Source organism: Salmonella sp. SAL00670, from assembly GCF_046552235.1.
Classification (GTDB): domain Bacteria; phylum Pseudomonadota; class Gammaproteobacteria; order Enterobacterales; family Enterobacteriaceae; genus Salmonella; species Salmonella enterica.
Genome location: NZ_JBGDUO010000008.1, coordinates 1 through 18,989, shown reverse-complemented (window position 1 = coordinate 18,989; position 18,989 = coordinate 1). Strand labels below are relative to the sequence as shown.

17 protein-coding genes and 2 pseudogenes are annotated in these 18,989 nt (G+C 51.5%); 11 read left to right on the top strand and 8 right to left on the bottom strand.

The genetic code is table 11. From position 1 onward, the window contains the following. The first annotated feature begins 59 nt into the window (after positions 1 to 59). The 3 genes and pseudogenes from ompL to ACLJRS_RS20510 form a co-directional block, all read left to right on the top strand. Positions 60 to 752: a porin OmpL gene (ompL, locus tag ACLJRS_RS20520; RefSeq protein ID WP_410957890.1), complete on the top strand. Its 693-nt coding sequence runs from the start codon at positions 60 to 62 to the stop codon at positions 750 to 752. Between the two features lie 156 nt (positions 753 to 908). Continuing rightward, positions 909 to 1,016: pseudogene (locus ACLJRS_RS20515) on the top strand (cytoplasmic protein); the annotation flags it as partial. Beyond that, positions 1,017 to 1,088 (top strand): annotated as a pseudogene (locus tag ACLJRS_RS20510) (hypothetical protein); the annotation flags it as partial. It lies immediately after the preceding pseudogene. A gap of 54 nt (positions 1,089 to 1,142) precedes the next feature. Here the strand turns inward: ACLJRS_RS20510 and typA are convergent. After that, positions 1,143 to 2,966: a ribosome-dependent GTPase TypA gene (gene typA, locus ACLJRS_RS20505; RefSeq protein ID WP_000572064.1), complete on the bottom strand. Its 1,824-nt coding sequence runs from the start codon at positions 2,964 to 2,966 to the stop codon at positions 1,143 to 1,145. A 375-nt stretch (positions 2,967 to 3,341) separates the two neighbouring features. Between typA and glnA the strand changes: the two genes are divergently transcribed. The 4 genes from glnA (at position 3,342) to ACLJRS_RS20485 (ending at position 7,716) form a co-directional block, all read left to right on the top strand. Beyond that, positions 3,342 to 4,751: a glutamate--ammonia ligase gene (gene glnA / locus ACLJRS_RS20500; RefSeq protein WP_001271699.1), complete on the top strand. Its 1,410-nt coding sequence runs from the start codon at positions 3,342 to 3,344 to the stop codon at positions 4,749 to 4,751. 274 nt (positions 4,752 to 5,025) lie between these two features. Next, positions 5,026 to 6,075 (top strand): nitrogen regulation protein NR(II), encoded by a 1,050-nt coding sequence (gene glnL / locus ACLJRS_RS20495; RefSeq protein ID WP_000146190.1) that lies wholly within the window; start codon positions 5,026 to 5,028, stop codon positions 6,073 to 6,075. A gap of 8 nt (positions 6,076 to 6,083) precedes the next feature. Continuing rightward, the gene (gene glnG, locus ACLJRS_RS20490) at positions 6,084 to 7,493 is read left to right on the top strand and encodes a nitrogen regulation protein NR(I) (RefSeq protein ID WP_001188782.1); all 1,410 of its coding nucleotides are present in this window, start codon (positions 6,084 to 6,086) and stop codon (positions 7,491 to 7,493) included. A 112-nt stretch (positions 7,494 to 7,605) separates the two neighbouring features. Beyond that, a complete protein-coding gene (locus ACLJRS_RS20485; protein ID WP_001578131.1) occupies positions 7,606 to 7,716 on the top strand; it encodes a YshB family small membrane protein in 111 nt (36 codons plus the stop codon). Between the two features lie 89 nt (positions 7,717 to 7,805). On the opposite strand, the gene hemN is transcribed toward ACLJRS_RS20485, so the two are convergent. The 3 genes from hemN to ACLJRS_RS20470 form a co-directional block, all read right to left on the bottom strand. Next, a complete protein-coding gene (gene hemN / locus ACLJRS_RS20480) occupies positions 7,806 to 9,179 on the bottom strand; it encodes an oxygen-independent coproporphyrinogen III oxidase (protein WP_000003528.1) in 1,374 nt (457 codons plus the stop codon). 188 nt (positions 9,180 to 9,367) lie between these two features. Continuing rightward, on the bottom strand, positions 9,368 to 9,883 hold the full coding sequence (gene yihI / locus ACLJRS_RS20475; RefSeq protein ID WP_000743292.1) for a Der GTPase-activating protein YihI: 516 nt from the start codon (positions 9,881 to 9,883) through the stop codon (positions 9,368 to 9,370). Positions 9,884 to 10,001: 118 nt separating this feature from the next. After that, entirely contained in the window at positions 10,002 to 10,226 is a 225-nt protein-coding gene (locus ACLJRS_RS20470) for a hypothetical protein (protein WP_001541209.1), read from the bottom strand. A 239-nt stretch (positions 10,227 to 10,465) separates the two neighbouring features. Between ACLJRS_RS20470 and yihA the strand changes: the two genes are divergently transcribed. After that, positions 10,466 to 11,098 carry a ribosome biogenesis GTP-binding protein YihA/YsxC gene (yihA, locus tag ACLJRS_RS20465; protein ID WP_000183331.1) on the top strand — a complete coding sequence of 211 codons (633 nt, stop codon included), beginning with the start codon at positions 10,466 to 10,468 and terminating at the stop codon, positions 11,096 to 11,098. A 334-nt stretch (positions 11,099 to 11,432) separates the two neighbouring features. Here the strand turns inward: yihA and polA are convergent, their stop codons facing one another. Further along, on the bottom strand, positions 11,433 to 14,219 hold the full coding sequence (polA, locus tag ACLJRS_RS20460) for a DNA polymerase I (protein WP_000249972.1): 2,787 nt from the start codon (positions 14,217 to 14,219) through the stop codon (positions 11,433 to 11,435). Positions 14,220 to 14,606: 387 nt separating this feature from the next. On the opposite strand from polA, the gene ACLJRS_RS20455 reads away from it, so the two are divergent. Beyond that, positions 14,607 to 15,515 carry an acyltransferase gene (locus tag ACLJRS_RS20455; protein ID WP_000196903.1) on the top strand — a complete coding sequence of 303 codons (909 nt, stop codon included), beginning with the start codon at positions 14,607 to 14,609 and terminating at the stop codon, positions 15,513 to 15,515. A 12-nt stretch (positions 15,516 to 15,527) separates the two neighbouring features. Here the strand turns inward: ACLJRS_RS20455 and dsbA are convergent, their stop codons facing one another. The 3 genes from dsbA to ACLJRS_RS20440 form a co-directional block, all read right to left on the bottom strand. Continuing rightward, the gene (gene dsbA / locus ACLJRS_RS20450) at positions 15,528 to 16,151 is read right to left on the bottom strand and encodes a thiol:disulfide interchange protein DsbA (protein WP_000725364.1); all 624 of its coding nucleotides are present in this window, start codon (positions 16,149 to 16,151) and stop codon (positions 15,528 to 15,530) included. 16 nt (positions 16,152 to 16,167) lie between these two features. Then, positions 16,168 to 17,154 carry a serine/threonine protein kinase gene (locus ACLJRS_RS20445; RefSeq protein ID WP_000999262.1) on the bottom strand — a complete coding sequence of 329 codons (987 nt, stop codon included), beginning with the start codon at positions 17,152 to 17,154 and terminating at the stop codon, positions 16,168 to 16,170. Between the two features lie 79 nt (positions 17,155 to 17,233). Next, the gene (locus ACLJRS_RS20440; RefSeq protein WP_000649858.1) at positions 17,234 to 17,503 is read right to left on the bottom strand and encodes a YihD family protein; all 270 of its coding nucleotides are present in this window, start codon (positions 17,501 to 17,503) and stop codon (positions 17,234 to 17,236) included. Between the two features lie 69 nt (positions 17,504 to 17,572). Here ACLJRS_RS20440 and mobA point away from each other — a divergent pair, with 69 nt between their 5' ends. Further along, a complete protein-coding gene (gene mobA, locus ACLJRS_RS20435) occupies positions 17,573 to 18,157 on the top strand; it encodes a molybdenum cofactor guanylyltransferase MobA (protein ID WP_001046895.1) in 585 nt (194 codons plus the stop codon). Next, positions 18,154 to 18,669: a molybdopterin-guanine dinucleotide biosynthesis protein MobB gene (gene mobB / locus ACLJRS_RS20430; RefSeq protein WP_010989085.1), complete on the top strand. Its 516-nt coding sequence runs from the start codon at positions 18,154 to 18,156 to the stop codon at positions 18,667 to 18,669. Before mobA ends, mobB begins: the two co-directional genes overlap by 4 nt. The last annotated feature ends 320 nt before the right edge of the window (positions 18,670 to 18,989 follow it).

Sequence of the window (18,989 nt, the reverse complement as noted above, 5' to 3'; positions counted from 1 at the left end):
TGCCGCTTTATCCATCCCGATGGATGGCGGCTTCCCTATATTTGAAAAATGGATTTATTATGAAATCTCTGAATACTCTAGTGATATTAACTTCTGTAATATCCACCTCTGTTTTTGCTGGCGCTTATGTAGAAAACCGTGAGGCCTATAACCTGGCGTCTGACCAAATGGAGTTTATGCTGCGCGTCGGCTATAACTCCGATATGGGGGCCGGAATTATGTTGACCAATACCTATACGCTACAGCGTGATAATGAATTAAAGCACGGTTATAATGAGATTGAGGGCTGGTATCCGTTATTTAAACCTACAGATAAATTAACCATCCAGCCTGGCGGGTTAATAAACGACAAAAGCATTGGTTCCGGCGGCGCCGTCTATCTGGATGTTAACTATAAATTTACCCTGTGGTTTAATCTTACGGTACGTAACCGATATAATCACAATAATTATAGTTCAACCGATTTGAATGGCGAACTGGATAATAATGACAGCTATGAAATCGGTAACTATTGGAATTTTATCATTACCGATAAATTTTCTTATACCTTTGAACCACACTATTTTTATAACGTTAATGATTTTAATAGTAGTAATGGTACGAAGCATCATTGGGAAATCACTAATACCTTCCGTTATCGTATCAATGAACACTGGTTGCCCTACTTTGAATTACGCTGGTTAGATCGTAACGTGGGCCCCTACCATAGAGAGCAAAACCAGATTCGTATCGGGGCGAAGTATTTCTTCTGATATTATCGCCTCTATTTTACGAATCAGCATCACAGCGGGTAGTTGTTCTGCCCGCTCATTCATCCTGAATCAGACTCCCGATATCCCGCCCCTAAGCGCCATGATAATATTCACAAAGCGTTTTACCGTATTCATGCTTATAGAGAAGGGAAACAAATGAATAAGCGATTTAATATTGATTGGGACAATGAATTAACCCAGGAACAGCTCATTAATTTGATTTTAACCGATGAAGATCTGCCAAAGCTTCGCTCACTGACCATTGTCATTGGTCGGCATAATACGCCAGCGATTGCTGATTTTTTGGCAACCTTATCCCTTTCTCAACGTGAATAAAAAAACCCCGCCGAGTTTTCATTTCGGCAGGGTTTTTATCCGTAAGAGCGTTAATTACTCTTCTTTCTGACCACGGTTCGCACGGCGGCGATCGTTTTCCGTCAGGTGACGTTTACGGATACGGATAGAGGTTGGGGTGACTTCTACCAGTTCGTCGTCATCAATGAACTCCAGCGCTTGCTCAAGGCTCATTTTAATTGGCGGAACCAGAATCACCGCTTCATCCGTACCAGACGCACGCATGTTGGTCAGTTTCTTACCGGTCAGGCAGTTTACCGTCAGGTCGTTGGAGCGACTGTGAATACCAATAATCTGGCCTTCATAAACTTCCGCGCCGTGGCCCAGGAACAGCTTACCGCGATCCTGCAAACCGAACAGCGCAAACGCCACCGCTTTACCCTGACCGTTAGAGATCAGTACGCCGTTCTGACGCTGGCCCACTTCACCCGGACGAATATCGTCGTAATGGCTGAAGGTGGAGTACAGCAGACCCGTACCGGAAGTCATGGTCATGAATTCTGAACGGAAACCAATCAGCCCACGGCTTGGGATCACGTAGTCGAGACGTACGCGGCCTTTACCGTCCGGATTCATGTTTTTCAGGTCGCCTTTACGCTCGCCCAGCGCCTGCATGACAGACCCCTGGTGCTGCTCTTCGACGTCCAGCGTCACGTTTTCGTACGGCTCTTGTTTACGACCGTCGATTTCACGGAAGATAACTTTCGGACGGGAAACCGCCAGTTCGAAACCTTCACGACGCATGTTTTCAATCAGCACGGACAGGTGCAGTTCGCCACGACCGGATACACGGAACGCATCCGCATCTTCGGTTTCTTCAACGCGCAGCGCCACGTTATGCACCAACTCTTTGTTCAGACGGTCAAGAATCTGACGAGAAGTCACAAACTTACCTTCTTTACCGCAGAACGGCGAGGTGTTAACGCAGAAGAACATAGACACGGTCGGCTCATCAACGGACAGCGCCGGCAGCGCTTCAACGTTCTGCGGGTCGCAGATGGTGTCGGAAATGTTCAGCTCGCCCAGACCGGTGATCGCAATGATATCGCCCGCTTCGGCGATATCGCTGTCGATACGCTCCAGACCCAGATGCGTGAGCACTTTACCTACTTTCGCGTTACGGGTTTTCCCTTCACTATCGATGATAGTGACCTGCTGGTTCGGCTTCACTTTGCCGCGTTTGATACGGCCGATGCCGATAACGCCAACGTAGTTGTTGTAGTCCAGCTGGGAGATCTGCATCTGCAACGGACCATCGAGGTCAACGTCCGGCGCCGGAACATGATCAACGATCGCCTGATATAGCGGGGTCATGTCTTCCGCCATATCTTCGTGGTCCAGACCCGCGATACCGTTCAGCGCCGAAGCGTAGATGATCGGGAAGTCCAGCTGTTCGTCGGTCGCGTCGAGGTTAACAAACAGGTCGAATACCTGGTCAACAACCCAGTCAGGGCGCGCGCCAGGACGGTCAACTTTGTTAATAACCACAATGGGTTTCAGGCCATGAGCAAAGGCTTTTTTGGTCACGAAGCGCGTTTGCGGCATCGGGCCGTCAAATGCGTCAACCACCAGCAGCACAGAGTCAACCATGGACATGACGCGCTCTACTTCACCACCGAAGTCAGCGTGCCCGGGAGTATCAACGATGTTGATACGGTAATCATTCCATTTAATAGCGGTGTTTTTAGCGAGGATAGTAATACCACGCTCTTTCTCCAAATCGTTGGAGTCCATCACTCGCTCTTGAGTTTCGGCACGCGCGTCGAACGTACCGGATTGCTGGAGCAGCTTATCAACCAGGGTAGTTTTACCATGGTCAACGTGCGCGATGATGGCGATGTTACGCAAATTTTCGATCACAACTTTGCCTCAGGCATTAGAAATAGCGCGTTATTGTACACGGATTAATCGCACTACAAAACAGGATCACAAACATCCTCCGCAAACAAGTATTGCAGAGTCTCTTTGTGATCGCTTTCACGGAGCGTTAAAAGGGTGGCTTGCGTTCTATTGCACCAATGTGGTGCTTAATGTTCACATTAAAGCACTATTTTGGTGCAACATAGTCACCGTGGTGCAGCCCTTTTGCACGATGGTGCGCATGATAACGCCTTTTGGGGGCAATGTGAAAGTTGGCACAGATTTCGCTTTATATTTTTACGGCGACACGGCCAGCAGAATTGAAGATCTCGTTACCACGACGACCGACCATGACCAATCCGGGAGAGTACAAGTATGTCCGCTGAACACGTTTTGACGATGCTGAACGAGCACGAAGTGAAGTTTGTCGATCTGCGCTTCACCGATACCAAAGGCAAAGAACAGCACGTCACGATTCCTGCTCATCAGGTAAATGCCGAATTCTTTGAAGAAGGCAAAATGTTTGACGGCTCCTCTATCGGCGGCTGGAAAGGCATTAACGAATCCGACATGGTGCTGATGCCAGACGCATCCACCGCAGTGATTGACCCGTTCTTCGCGGACTCTACCCTGATTATCCGTTGCGATATCCTGGAGCCTGGCACTCTGCAAGGTTATGACCGTGACCCACGTTCCATCGCAAAACGTGCGGAAGACTACCTGCGCGCGACCGGTATCGCCGATACCGTCCTGTTTGGGCCGGAACCTGAATTCTTCCTGTTCGACGACATCCGCTTCGGCGCATCTATCTCCGGCTCACATGTTGCGATTGACGATATTGAAGGCGCCTGGAACTCCTCTACCAAGTACGAAGGCGGCAACAAAGGCCATCGTCCGGGCGTGAAAGGCGGTTATTTCCCGGTTCCGCCAGTTGACTCCGCGCAGGATATCCGTTCTGAAATGTGTCTGGTCATGGAGCAGATGGGCCTGGTCGTTGAAGCGCACCACCACGAAGTAGCGACCGCAGGTCAGAACGAAGTGGCGACCCGCTTTAACACCATGACCAAAAAAGCCGACGAAATTCAGATTTACAAATATGTCGTGCATAACGTGGCTCACCGCTTCGGTAAGACCGCGACCTTTATGCCAAAACCGATGTTCGGCGATAACGGTTCCGGTATGCACTGCCACATGTCGCTGGCGAAGAACGGCACCAACCTGTTCTCTGGCGACAAATATGCCGGTCTGTCTGAGCAGGCGCTGTACTACATCGGCGGCGTCATCAAACACGCCAAAGCCATCAACGCCCTGGCGAACCCGACCACCAACTCCTACAAGCGTCTGGTCCCGGGTTACGAAGCGCCGGTAATGCTGGCCTACTCCGCTCGTAACCGTTCCGCCTCCATCCGTATTCCGGTGGTGGCGTCTCCGAAAGCGCGCCGTATCGAAGTGCGTTTCCCGGACCCGGCGGCTAACCCGTATCTGTGCTTTGCCGCCCTGCTGATGGCCGGTCTGGACGGGATTAAGAATAAGATTCACCCAGGCGAAGCCATGGACAAAAACCTGTATGACCTGCCGCCGGAAGAAGCGAAAGAGATCCCACAGGTAGCGGGTTCTCTGGAAGAAGCGCTGAACGCGCTGGATCTGGATCGCGAGTTCCTGAAAGCAGGCGGCGTGTTCACGGATGAAGCGATCGATGCGTATATTGCGCTGCGTCGCGAAGAAGATGACCGCGTGCGTATGACTCCGCACCCGGTAGAGTTTGAGCTGTACTACAGCGTTTAATCGTATATTAAAAATCCGACGAATTTCGCGTTGCTGCAAGGCGGCAACTGAGCACATCCCCGGGAGCATAGATAGCGATGTGACCGGGGTAAGCGAAGGCAGCCAACGCAGCAGCAGCGTGAAAGGCGTCAGGAGTTTTTGAGTTGCCGTGGAAACTTTCAGCCCATCCCAGGATGGGCTTTTTTCTCCACCAACAATCTGATCTCACGCGCTTTTTAGTGGTAAAAAGCTATAATGCACTAAAATGGTGCAACCTTTTCCAGGAGACTGCTGAATGGCAAGCGGCATACAGCCCGATGCTGGGCAGATCCTCAATTCGTTAATCAACAGCGTGCTGGTGGTCGACGACGCGCTGGCAATCCATTACGCCAACCCTGCCGCGCAGCAGTTGCTCGCGCAAAGCTCACGCAAACTGTTCGGGACGCCGTTACCTGAACTGTTGAGCTATTTTTCGTTAAACATTGACCTGATGCGCGAAAGTTTAGCGGCAGGGCAAGGCTTTACCGATAACGAAGTGACGCTGGTGATTGATAGTCGCTCGCATATTCTCTCTTTGACCGCCCAACGTCTGCCCGACGATTTTATACTGCTCGAAATGGCGCCGATGGATAACCAGCGTCGTCTGAGTCAGGAGCAGTTGCAGCACGCGCAGCAAATCGCCGCCCGCGATCTGGTGCGCGGTCTGGCGCACGAAATCAAAAATCCGCTCGGCGGCCTGCGCGGCGCGGCGCAGCTACTCAGCAAGGCGCTGCCCGACCCGGCGCTAATGGAATATACCAAAGTCATCATTGAACAGGCCGACAGGCTACGCAACCTTGTCGATCGTTTGCTGGGGCCGCAGCACCCGGGAATGCACATTACCGAGAGCATACATAAAGTCGCGGAGCGCGTGGTGGCGCTGGTGTCGATGGAACTGCCGGATAATGTCCGGCTTATCCGCGATTACGACCCCAGTCTGCCAGAACTGCCGCACGATCCGGAACAAATTGAGCAAGTACTGCTGAATATTGTCCGCAATGCCTTGCAGGCGCTGGGGCCGGAAGGCGGCGAAATTACGCTGCGTACCCGTACCGCCTTCCAGTTAACGCTGCATGGCGAACGCTATCGCCTGGCGGCGCGTATAGACGTTGAAGACAATGGGCCGGGCATTCCTCCCCATTTACAGGATACGCTGTTCTACCCGATGGTCAGCGGTCGCGAAGGCGGCACCGGGCTTGGGTTATCTATCGCCCGCAATCTTATCGATCAACACGCCGGCAAAATTGAATTTACCAGTTGGCCGGGGCATACCGAGTTTTCGGTTTACCTGCCGATTCGGAAATAGAGGTGTTTATGCAACGAGGAATAGTCTGGGTCGTCGATGATGATAGTTCCATCCGTTGGGTGCTTGAACGTGCTCTCGCCGGGGCAGGGTTGACCTGTACCACCTTTGAGAATGGTAATGAAGTACTGGCTGCGCTGGCCAGTAAAACGCCGGACGTCTTGCTGTCGGATATCCGAATGCCGGGAATGGACGGGCTGGCGCTATTAAAGCAGATTAAACAGCGTCACCCGATGCTTCCGGTCATCATTATGACCGCGCATTCCGATTTAGATGCCGCCGTGAGCGCCTATCAGCAGGGGGCGTTTGATTATCTGCCTAAACCGTTTGATATTGATGAAGCCGTCGCTCTGGTCGAGCGCGCGATTAGCCACTATCAGGAGCAGCAGCAGCCGCGTAATATCGAGGTTAACGGCCCGACAACAGACATGATAGGCGAAGCGCCCGCCATGCAGGATGTGTTTCGCATTATTGGTCGGCTGTCGCGTTCTTCGATTAGCGTGCTGATTAACGGCGAATCAGGAACCGGTAAAGAACTGGTCGCCCATGCGCTACATCGCCATAGCCCACGCGCCAAAGCGCCGTTTATCGCGCTCAATATGGCGGCCATCCCGAAAGATTTGATTGAATCCGAACTGTTTGGCCATGAGAAAGGCGCTTTTACCGGGGCGAATACCATCCGGCAGGGCCGTTTCGAGCAGGCTGACGGCGGCACGCTGTTTCTGGACGAAATTGGCGATATGCCGCTGGATGTCCAGACTCGTCTGTTACGCGTGCTGGCTGACGGACAGTTCTACCGTGTGGGCGGGTACGCGCCGGTAAAAGTGGATGTGCGCATTATCGCCGCCACCCACCAGAACCTCGAACGACGCGTTCAGGAAGGGAAATTCCGCGAAGACCTGTTCCACCGCCTGAACGTGATTCGTATCCATCTTCCGCCGTTGCGCGAGCGTCGTGAGGATATTCCGCGCCTGGCGCGCCATTTTTTGCAGGTCGCCGCCCGTGAATTAGGCGTGGAAGCCAAATTATTACATCCGGAAACCGAAACGGCGTTAACGCGCCTGGCATGGCCTGGTAACGTGCGTCAGTTAGAAAATACCTGCCGCTGGCTCACCGTCATGGCCGCCGGACAGGAGGTATTGATCCAGGATTTACCGGGCGAACTGTTTGAAGCCTCGGCGCCGGATAGCCCGTCCCACCTGCCGCCGGATAGCTGGGCTACATTACTGGCGCAATGGGCGGACCGCGCCTTGCGATCCGGTCATCAAAACCTGCTTTCTGAAGCGCAGCCAGAACTGGAAAGAACGCTACTGACCACGGCGTTACGCCATACGCAGGGTCATAAACAGGAAGCCGCCAGGCTGCTCGGTTGGGGGCGAAACACCCTAACGCGGAAGTTGAAAGAGCTGGGAATGGAGTAAACATTACCCGCGAGTGTAAAGATTAATAATTGAGCGCAAAACGCTGCTATTTTGCGCTTTACTGTTCCGATGAGTTCAGTATGATCATGCCCGGCAAACGGGGGGATTCATTATGTTAGAATCTATTATTAATCTGGTATCGAGTGGAGCGGTCGACAGCCACACGCCACAAACTGCGCTAGCCGCCGTGTTGTGTGCCGCGCTGGTGGGACTGTTCAGCTGACAATGTGCCGGATGGCGCTAATGCTTATCCGGCCTACAGGTTGTCGCAACGTGTAGGCCCGGTAAGCGCAGCGCCACCGGGCAACCCGGCTAAATGACGCGCGAGAACTGCTGCATCCGCGCTTTCTGGCGCAGATACGCGTCAAAGCACATGCAGATATTGCGAATCAGCAAACGACCTTTCGCCGTCACCTGAATTCCCTTCTCGCTAATATCCACCAGCCCATCTTTCGCCAGCGGCGACAGTAACTGCAAATCTTCGGCAAAATACTCAGCGAAATGCAAACCCCACTGCTGTTCGACAGCGTTAAAATCCAGGCGGAAGTTACAAATCAGCGCCTTGATAACATCGCGACGAATGCAATCATCACGGGTCAGCGTAATACCACGCCATAGCGCATTGCCCCGCTCATCCACTTGCTGGTAATAACGCTTCAGCTCTTTCTGGTTCTGCATGTAGCCATCGCCAATCATGCTGATAGCAGAAACCCCCATCCCCAGCAGATCGGTATCGCCCTGGGTCGTATAGCCCTGAAAATTACGGTGCAGCACGCCTTCGCGCTGCGCGACGGCCAGTTCGTCGTCCGGACGGGCAAAATGGTCCATCCCGATAAACTGATAACCGGCCTGAGTAAGCGATACGATGGTCTCCTGCAAAATATCCAGTTTCTGCTGCGCGCTGGGTAAATCGGCATCTTTAATTTTACGCTGGGCGGCAAAAAGCGTTGGCAGATGCGCATAGTTAAAGACGCTCAAACGATCGGGGTTCAGCTCCGTCACACGCTTCAACGTGAAAGCGAAGCTTTCCGGCGTCTGTTTCGGTAGACCGTAGATCAAATCGATATTGGTCGAGGTAAAGCCGATATCGCGGGCGTGATTAAGCAGCGCAAAGATGAATTCTTCATCCTGCTCGCGGTTAACCAGGCGCTGCACCTCTTTATTAAAGTCCTGCACGCCCATACTCAGGCGGTTAAAACCTTCCGCACGTAAATGATCGAGCACATCCAGCTCAATTTCACGGGGATCGACTTCGATCGAGATTTCCGCGTCGGTATTAAAGTGGAAATTTTCACGCAACAGCGTCATTAAGCGGCTGATTTGCGCTTTATTCAGGTAAGTAGGCGTACCGCCGCCCCAGTGAAGCTGGCTGACATGACGGTTTGCAAACAGCGGCGCGCGATGACGAATTTCCTGCTCAAGCGCGTCAAGATACTGGTCAGCTTTATGCTGTTGGCGGGTGACAATCTTGTTGCAGCCGCAGAAATAACACAACTTGTGACAAAACGGGATATGCACATACAGCGAGAGCGGACGTTCAGGATAACGCGCCACAGCCTGCAAGAATGCGGCGTCCTCGAAGTCTTCAGAAAACTCCAGCGCGGTTGGGTACGAGGTATATCGTGGCCCGGAATAGTTATATTTCTGGATCAGGGCCAGATCCCAGTCTATTTGCTGTTCAGACATGCTCACTCCTTCCGATGGCGTCTCTGGCGGGTACGGCGTACCGGCTTCACGCCATGACGGGCGGCAAGCCGGCTGCGCAGCCATTTCTGTCGCCGCGACAATCGCTGTAGTTTAACGAATAACCACACCAGATAACATATAACCGGAAGGGTTATAAGCAGGACGGGCAAGCCCACGGTGTAAACCCGTTAGTTGCCGCCTCTTAGCAGGCGCATCATATCTTCCTGCTTCTCGTCCTCTTCGTCGTCTTCTTCGTCGTCATCGTAAGACAGACCAAGCTTCTGCATCAGTTCATCAATACGATCCAGTTTGGCATCTACCCAGGCTTGATCTTCCGCACTCAGGGTTTCGCCCGCTTCCAGACGTTCTAACAGCGCATCCAGGCGCTCATCCGTTTCCAGTAAATCCAACTCCGCCTGCGGTGAAAGCATAGGTTTCTCACTTTTCGGTTTATGCTGTTGGGTCACTTTTTCAGTCACGCCCAATGGAACAGGTGTTTTACTGCCAATACGTGGATCTTTTTGTTGATTCTGATTGCCGCCGCCCGAAGCGGAATTGCCGCCCGCCGCGCGACTTCCCGGCGCATGACCGCGATGTTTTTTCAGGCGTTTACGGTCGCGCGCCTCCTGGTTTAACTCTTCACGCGTTTTACGACGCTGTTTGCCAAAGGCTTTACTGCGCGGTGCAGAGGTTGGTTTTTTCATGATGTCAGATCTTTAAGCCGTTTTATTCAGTATAGAATTGAGGCGGAATCTAGCAGAAAGCAAGCAAAGAAAAAAGGCGACAGAGTAATCTGCCGCCTTTTTTCTTGACTCACGACCCTTAACGGGTTCCACCATCCCTGTTGGCTATCAACACGCCCTGTTTTTCCCTTAGCCTGGAACATTCCATGTTGTTTCCATTTCCTTTTACTAACGTCTCCGGACGTTTGTCTTCCTGACAATCCTGTGTCTTCGCCTCCTGGCGCTCCTGACCCTCATCCTGAGTCGTTGATCCTGTTAGCGTCCTCGCTATGTGCATTACTTTACTTTTTTGGGGTAAACTCACAAGATACCGACACGGCAAATCCCTTTTTTTCAGACAATTACCTTTCTATAAATTCATGATTTAACTATATTAACTGGCTTTGAGCCTGACAACGACTCTGTCATGTCGCATAAGTGCAATGGTCAATGTCTCACAAAGCGTATGGCTTTTACTTACAGCACCGCCGCGCCGAAAAATCCGTCTTTTGCTGGCGTTCAGGTATAATCGCCACAATGCTTTGACTGACGGAGACGACCGCTTTGACTAACCTGAATTATCAACAGACGCATTTTGTGATGAGTGCGCCTGATATTCGCCATTTACCTTCCGATTGCGGAATTGAAGTGGCTTTTGCTGGCCGTTCCAATGCAGGCAAATCCAGCGCCCTGAACACATTGACCAACCAAAAAAGCCTGGCGCGCACCTCTAAAACGCCGGGCCGTACCCAATTGATTAACCTGTTTGAAGTCGTAGAGGGCAAACGGTTGGTCGACCTGCCGGGCTATGGCTATGCGGAAGTCCCGGAAGAGATGAAACGCAAGTGGCAACGCGCGCTGGGGGAATATCTGGAGAAACGTCAAAGCCTACAGGGCTTAGTCGTTTTAATGGATATCCGCCATCCGTTGAAAGACCTCGACCAACAGATGATCCAGTGGGCTGTAGAGAGCAATATCCAGGTTCTGGTTCTGCTGACCAAAGCGGACAAACTGGCCAGCGGCGCGCGCAAGGCGCAGTTGAATATGGTACGTGAAGCCGTGCTGGCTTTTAATGGCGATGTGCAGGTAGAAGCGTTTTCCTCGCTGAAAAAGCAGGGCGTGGATAAGTTACGTCAGAAACTGGACAGCTGGTTTAGCGAACTGGCACCGGTCGAAGAGATTCAGGACGGGGAATAATCACCCGCTATGCCGGATGGCGCCGCTGCGCGTCTTATCCGGCCTACGGTGTGAGCGAAACTTTTCTTATGCCCAATAAAAAACGCCCCAGTCATAAACTGACTGGGGCGGCTAAAATATTCAGCCAAATCCGATTACGTGAAGTAAAAGGTCTGAAAGATAGAACATCTTACCTCTGTACCCTACGTGAATAACTTTACTCTTTTTTGAGCAACACAGAAAGACCTTTTCGTAATTTTTTTTCATTCTTTACATAGGGAATTCTAATACCCATCACAAAACCCCCGTGCTTATGTTGCTTAATTACGAAAAAAGCGCGTTATTCCTTAAATGCTTAGTGCGCTTGATCCCAATTTTCCCCGCTACCGACTTCTACCAGCAACGGCACATCAATACGCGTGCAGTTTTCCATCAACTGATGGATACGTTTTGCTACCGCATCTAAGTCGTCTTTATGCACCTCGAACACTAATTCATCGTGTACCTGCATAATCATCCGCACGCGTGGCTGCTCGGCCTGTAGCCAGGCATCGACGGCAATCATGGCGCGCTTGATGATATCGGCAGCCGTTCCTTGCATGGGAGCATTGATCGCCGCGCGTTCCGCCCCCGCGCGCCGCGCCGCGTTGCTGGATTTAATATCCGGCAGATAAAGGCGGCGTCCCTCCAGCGTTTCCACATAGCCTTGTTCTTTTGCCTGAGCGCGGGTGCGCTCCATATATTCCAGCACGCCAGGGTAGCGTTCGAAGTAGAGATCCATATACTTCTGCGCCTCTTTACGCGGAATATTAAGCTGGCGAGAAAGACCGAAGGCGCTCATCCCGTAAATCAGGCCAAAGTTAATGGCTTTCGCACTTCGGCGCTGTTCCCCGGTCACGCTATCCAGCGGCAAGCCAAAGACTTCCGCCGCCGTTGCGCGGTGAATATCTTTCCCTTCGGCGAACGCCGTGAGCAGCCCTTTATCACGGGAAAGATGCGCCATAATACGCAGCTCAATCTGTGAATAGTCCGCAGACACGATGAGATAATCCTCAGGCGCAATAAATGCCTGACGAATGCGGCGGCCTTCTTCATTGCGCACCGGAATATTTTGCAGGTTCGGATCGGTGGACGATAAACGTCCCGTCGCCGTTACCGCCTGATGATAGGACGTATGGACGCGCCCGGTTTTCGGGTTAATCATCAGCGGCAGCTTATCGGTATAGGTGGATTTTAGCTTCGCCAGACCACGATACTCCAGAATCACTTTCGGCAGCGGATAGTCCAGCGCCAGCTCTTCCAGCACCTCTTCCGACGTTGACGGCGCGCCGCCAGGCGTTTTCTTCAGCGGCTTAATACCCTGCTTTTCAAACAGGATGGTCTGCAACTGCTTCGTTGAGGACAGGTTGAACGCCTCGCCCGCAATGTCATGCGCTTTCTTTTCCAGTTCCGCCAGACGTAGTGTGATTTCTTCCGAATGTTTGTGCAGGACGGCAGGATCGATTTTTACGCCATTGCGCTCAACGCGTGACAGTACCGGCACCAGCGGCATTTCGATGTTTTCGAAAACATTCAGCGGGCCTTTGTGCTGCTGGAGCTCAGGCCACATTTTGAGATGCAACTGTAACGTGACATCCGCATCTTCTGCCGCATAGCGCCCCGCTTCCTCCAGTGCGATCTGGTTAAAGGTGAGCTGGTTTTTACCTTTACCGGCAATGTCTTCAAAGGTGATAGTTTTGTGCTTCAGCCAACGATCGGACAAACTGTCCATATCATGGCGTCCGGCGACGCTGTTCAGAATGTAAGACTCAAGCATGGTATCGAAGGCGATACCGCGCAGCTCAATACCGTAATTTTGCAAGACGCCGCGATCGTACTTGAGGTTTTGCCCCACTTTGCGCACTTTTTCATCTTCCAGCAGCGGCTTCAGCAGTTCCAGAGCACGCTGGCGGGAGATTTGATCCGGAGCGTCCAGATAATCATGTGCGACAGGTACATACGCGGCAACGCCAGGTTCGATGGCAAACGAGAGGCCCACCAGGTTGGCGGCGATATTATCCAGGCTGTCGGTCTCCGTGTCGAAAGCAAAAACTGGCGCTTTTTTCAGCTTTTCAATCCAGCTTTCCAGCGTAACGTCGTCCAGAATAGTGACATAATTTTCATAAGAGAGCGCCGCTGCCGGTTCGCTGGGCGATTCATCAATAACGACCGTTTCCTGCGGTTTGGCCGCCGGTTTCGCGCCCTTTGCCTGTAGCCACTTACCTGACTCGACGTCCGCCGTCCAGCGCTTAAACTCATATTTTTTAAACAGGCCCAGCAGTTCATCCGCAATCGGCTGCTGCACTTCAAGCTGTTCGCAGGTCAGCTCCAGTTCAACATCCGTTTTAATGGTGGCGAGTTTATAAGACAGGTACGCTACGTCTTTATTCTGCGCTAATTTACCGGCCATCGTTTTGGCGCCGCGGAAAGTGAGACCGGCAATTTTTTCCGGCTCGGCGTACAGCGTATCCAGGCCGCCCAATCCCTGAAGCAAGGCTTGCGCCGTCTTCTCACCCACGCCTGGCACGCCCGGAATATTATCCGAGGAGTCCCCCATCAGCGCCAGAAAGTCGATAATCAGCTCAGGCGGCACGCCGTACTTATTAACGACTTCATCCGGGCCGAGGATGGTGTTAGTCATGGTGTTGATCAGCGTAATATTCGGCGTCACCAACTGTGCCATATCTTTATCGCCGGTGCTGATTAATACCGGACGCCCCACCTTCTCCGCTTCTCGCGCCAGTGTACCGATAACGTCATCCGCTTCTACGCCAGAGACCGCCAGCAGCGGTAACCCCATGGCTTTAACCATGGCATGTAACGGCTCTATTTGCGCTCGCAGATCATCCGGCATCGGAGGACGATGCGATTTGTAATGTTCAAAGAGCTCATCACGGAAGGTTTTTCCTTTGGCGTCAAACACCACCGCAGCATGCGTCGGCTGATACTGCATGATCAGGCTGCGCAACATGTTGAGGACACCATACATTGCGCCCGTAGGTTCTCCCGCGCTGTTGGTTAACGGCGGAAACGCATGATAGGCGCGATAGAGATAGGATGAGCCATCTACGAGAATAAGTGGGTTTTCTGGGATCTGAACCATAATGTCCGTGCCTGTTTAACAGATTATGGTTAAAGGATGCCACATACAGGAGGAAAACTTGAGTTTTTCGCCGCATTTGCGGAAAAGTTTTGTCGATCTTCAGGATCGCTCGCAAAACAACCTGTGGATAACTTTGTGTGTAAATTCTTACCATTACTTTAAAATCAGCGCGATAGCCTTCTCACCTTAATAATTAACCATTATTTTCAATGAGTTGTTAACATCACGTTTTTCTGATTATCTGATTCATGCCGTTATCATAATGTGGATAGTTGTTACGAGTGTTTCTATTTCACTCAGCACCATCATTAGCATCGTTTTCTGATAGAATCAGCCTCTTGCGCCCTTTTCGCGCACCGTTTATGGCTAACTTTTGAATAATTTATTATGACGAGAATACTCGCGGCTATCACGCTCCCATTGAGTATCGTATTGACCATCCTGGTCACTATTGTTTGCTCAGTACCGATCATCGTTGCCGGTATGGTAAAGCTTCTTTTGCCTGTTCCCGGTATCTGGCGCAAGGTCTCCATTTTCTGCAATTTCATGATGTATTGCTGGTGTGCTGGTCTTGCAGCGCTGTTACGCCTTAATCCGCACTTGCAATGGGATGTAGAAGGGTTAGAAGGGCTGAGCAAGAAAAATTGGTATTTACTGATTTGTAATCACCGCAGCTGGGCCGATATCGTTGTGCTTTGCGTTCTGTTCCGCAAGCATATCCCAATGAATAAGTACTTTCTTAAACAGCAATTGGCCTGGGTGCCGTTCATCGGCCTGGCGTGCTGGGCATTAGATATGCCGTTTATGAAGCGCTACTCTCGTAGCTATCTGCTCCGCCACCCCGATCGACGTGGCAAAGATGTTGAAACAACTCGCCGCTCTTGCGAGAAGTTTCGTCGGTATCCCACCACTATCGTTAACTTTGTTGAAGGCTCGCGATTTACGCATGAGAAACGTCAGCAAACGCATTCACCCTATCAACATCTGTTGCCACCAAAAGCAGCCGGTATTGCAATGGCGATTAATGTTTTAGGCTCACAGTTCGATAAGCTGCTTAATATTACGTTGTGTTACCCAAACAACGATCGCCACCCCTTCTACGATATGCTAAGCGGTAGGCTGACGCGTATTGTTGTTCGGGTGCAACTGGAATCCATAAATGAAGAACTGCACGGCGATTACGTGAACGACAAAACATTCAAACGCCGTTTTCAACGTTGGCTTAATACGCTGTGGGATAAGAAAGATATACAGATAGAAGAGATTAAAACATCTTATAAAAACGCCGGTCAGTGACCGGCGTTCTTTTTATTTTTTATCAACCAAATATTTCACAGTATCAGCATACTGCTGAACAAAAACATCCATGCTGCTGGTATCCATGCCTTGTGGGTTAATCTGGTATTTGCCATTGACGAACATCGCCGGAACGCCCTGCAGTTGCAGGTCAGCCGCGGCTTTCTCCTGTTGCGCAACCAGTGATTTCACCACGAAGCTGTTCCATGCCGCATCGTAATCTTCGCCCTTGACGCCCGCATCAACGAACACTTTACGGATATCCGCGGCAGATTGTACTGTCTGGGTTTTCTGTACGGCTTCAAACAGCGGGACCGTGACTTTATCTTCTACACCCAACGCCATCGCCACCGCCCATGCCTGGGTGAGCTCCTTGCCCAACGGCCCCAGGAACTCAACGTGGTACTTGGTCATTTTGGTGCCTTCCGGCAGCTTTTTCTTCACATTGTCAGACACATGAAGCACTTCTTCAAACTGATAACAATGTGGGCAGTAGAAGGAGAAAAACTCCAGTACCTGGGGTTCGCCAGCGACCGGTTTATCCAGCGTGATATACTGTTTACCGTCGCTGATCTGTGCTGCCGAGGCGCTAAAAGCTAAAACCATACCAGCCAGCGCCAGCCAAATCTTTTTCATGATCAACTCTCTCCGATTAATACATTGGCGTTAATTGTAAAGGGGGTTCGTGCAAAATTTTAGTCTGCTCAATAAAAGCCGTTGTCTGTCGCTGCCAGTAATCTTCCCCTGTTAACCAGGGAAAGTTTTTTGGAAACGCAGGATCGCCCCAACGACGAATCAACCAGGCAAGATAATAAACTAAACGCATGGCGCGTAAAGGTTCAATGAGACCAATTTCAGCCGTATCGAACTCACTAACTTCTTCATAAGCTTCAATAATGGTTTCAAGCTGCATTCGCTGTTCGGCTTTGTCGCCGTTCAGCAGCATCCATAAATCCTGTATCGCCGGACCGTTACGGGCATCATCTAAATCGACAAACAGCGGTCCATCACGCCATAGAATGTTGCCGGCATGACAATCGCCGTGCAATCGCAGCGTGGCGAAATCGGTGCGCCAGCATTCGGTAACTGCAGACAGTAGAGTATCAGTGGCTTTCAGGAAAGCCGCTTTTTGCCCGGAGGGAATCAGTGCGGCATCTTCGAATACCTGGCGAGGTTCAAAAAGATACTCTGCAAGCCCAATGTCAGGCCGGAAAGTGAAAGGACGTTTTCGCCCCGTCTGATGCAATCGGCCAAGATAACGCCCTACCGCCTCCATCTGATCGATATTGTCTGCTTCAAACTGACGACCGCCTACGCTGGGGAAAATGGCATAATGATAGCCCTGATGCGCTAACAGTGTCTGGCCATTAAACGCGAGCGGAGCAGCAACCGGAACCTCATCCTTCACCAGTTCAAGCGCGAATTGGTGTTCTTCCCGAATTTGATCAACAGACCAGCGTTCAGGACGATAAAACTTAACGACAAAACGTCGACGGTCTTCATCCTGAAACTGATAGACGCGGTTTTCATAACTGTTTAGTGGAGTCAGCCCGGAATCCACCCTGATCCCCTGTTCAAACAGCGCATCCATGATGGTTTCCGGGTGTAGCGTCTGGAAAGTAAAAGCGTTGTCGTTCATCCCACCATCATCCGGAAAATACTACGAATGATTCAGGATATCATTTCGTGGCGATTTCGGTGGCGCCGCTTACAAGGTTTTACTCTTTAATAACGCCGCGGGCGCGTAAAAGCGCCGTTTTAAAGTCCTCTTCATAGTCTTTTTGAATCCCTGGAATGGCGGCGTCTTTGGCGGAATCGCGCATTTTCAGATGGTAGATCAGGATATCATCAGTTAAATCTTCCAGTTTGCCGTCAAAACCTGACTCTTTCGCCAGTTTCTGCAAAAATTGCGTCAGATTAAGATCAGGCTCTTTCTGCCAGGCTGGCTGGAGGAGTTCAATGACTTCATTCAGGCGTTTACATTTCATAGCTGTGCTCCTTATTCTTGATACAGACACGGTAGCAGGGTCAATCCCACAATAAAAGAGGCGATATCGGTGAATCTGGATGAAGTAATAACCGGCGTGGTGCTGGCAGGCGGTAAAGCCCGGCGGATGGGAGGTGTGGATAAAGGTCTGCTTGAACTGAACGGTAAACCGCTCTGGCGACACGTTGCCGACGCGCTCGCGCCGCAACTGGCTACGGTCGTCATTAGTGCTAATCGCCATCTGGATATCTACCAGGCCAGCGCCCTGAAAGTCATTCCGGATTCAATTGCTGACTTTCCCGGTCCGCTGGCGGGTATGCTTTCCGTTTTTCAGCAGGTAGCAGGCGACTGGTTTCTGTTTTGTCCCTGTGACAATCCCTGTATCCCCCCCAACCTGGTCGATCGTTTAGCAGCGCAGCGTCATGGCGCACCCGTGGTTTGGGTTGATGATGGAGAGCGCGATCATCCAACGATCGCGTTGATTAATCGTGCCGTTGAGCCCCAGTTGACAGCTTATTTGCAAGCAGGCGAGCGGCGGGTAATGATTTTTATGCGCCAGGTAGGCGGACACGCCGTTGATTTCAGCGATTGTAAGGAGGCATTTGTGAACGTCAACACGCCGGAGGAACTCGCGCAATGGCAAAAGAGACCATGATACCGCTACTCGCCATTGCCGCGTGGAGCGGCACGGGAAAAACAACACTGCTGAAAAAACTGATCCCAGCACTTTGTGCGCACGGTATTCGGCCAGGGCTGATTAAGCATACCCATCATGATATGGATGTTGATAAACCGGGTAAAGATAGCTACGAATTACGTAAGGCCGGGGCGGCACAGACGCTGGTTGCCAGTCAGCAGCGCTGGGCGTTAATGACTGAAACGCCGGGGCAAGAAGAGTTGGATCTGGCATGGCTGGTGAGCCGGATGGATGCATCAAAGCTGGATATGGTGCTGGTAGAAGGGTTTAAACACGAGGCAGTTGCGAAGATCTTACTTTTTCGTCAGGGATGTGGGCACAGCGAGGAAGAATTAATTCTTGATGAGCATGTTATTGCGGTTGCCAGTGATATTCCACTTGCCGTAGCGGTACCCGTTTTGGATCTTAATGATGTATCGCAGATTTCTGCCTTCATTTTGCGGTGGTTAGAGAAAGCACGTTCCTTGTAGGCCGGATAAGGCGAAGCTGCCATCCGGCGGTGCCGGTTGCCTGATGGCGCTGCGCTTATCAGGCCTACATTTTTACAGTTACCACACACGCAAAAAAGCCCGTCCAGACGGACGGGCTTCTTCACTAAATTGATGCCTGGCAGTTTATGGCGGGCGTCCTGCCCGCCACCCTACGGGCCGTTGCTGCGCAACGTTCAAATCCGCTCCCGGCGGATTTCTCCTCCTCAGGAGAGTGCTCACCGACAGACTACAGATAAAACAAAAGGCCCTGTCTTCCGACAGGGCCCTTCGTTTTATTTGATGCCTGGCAGTTCCCTACT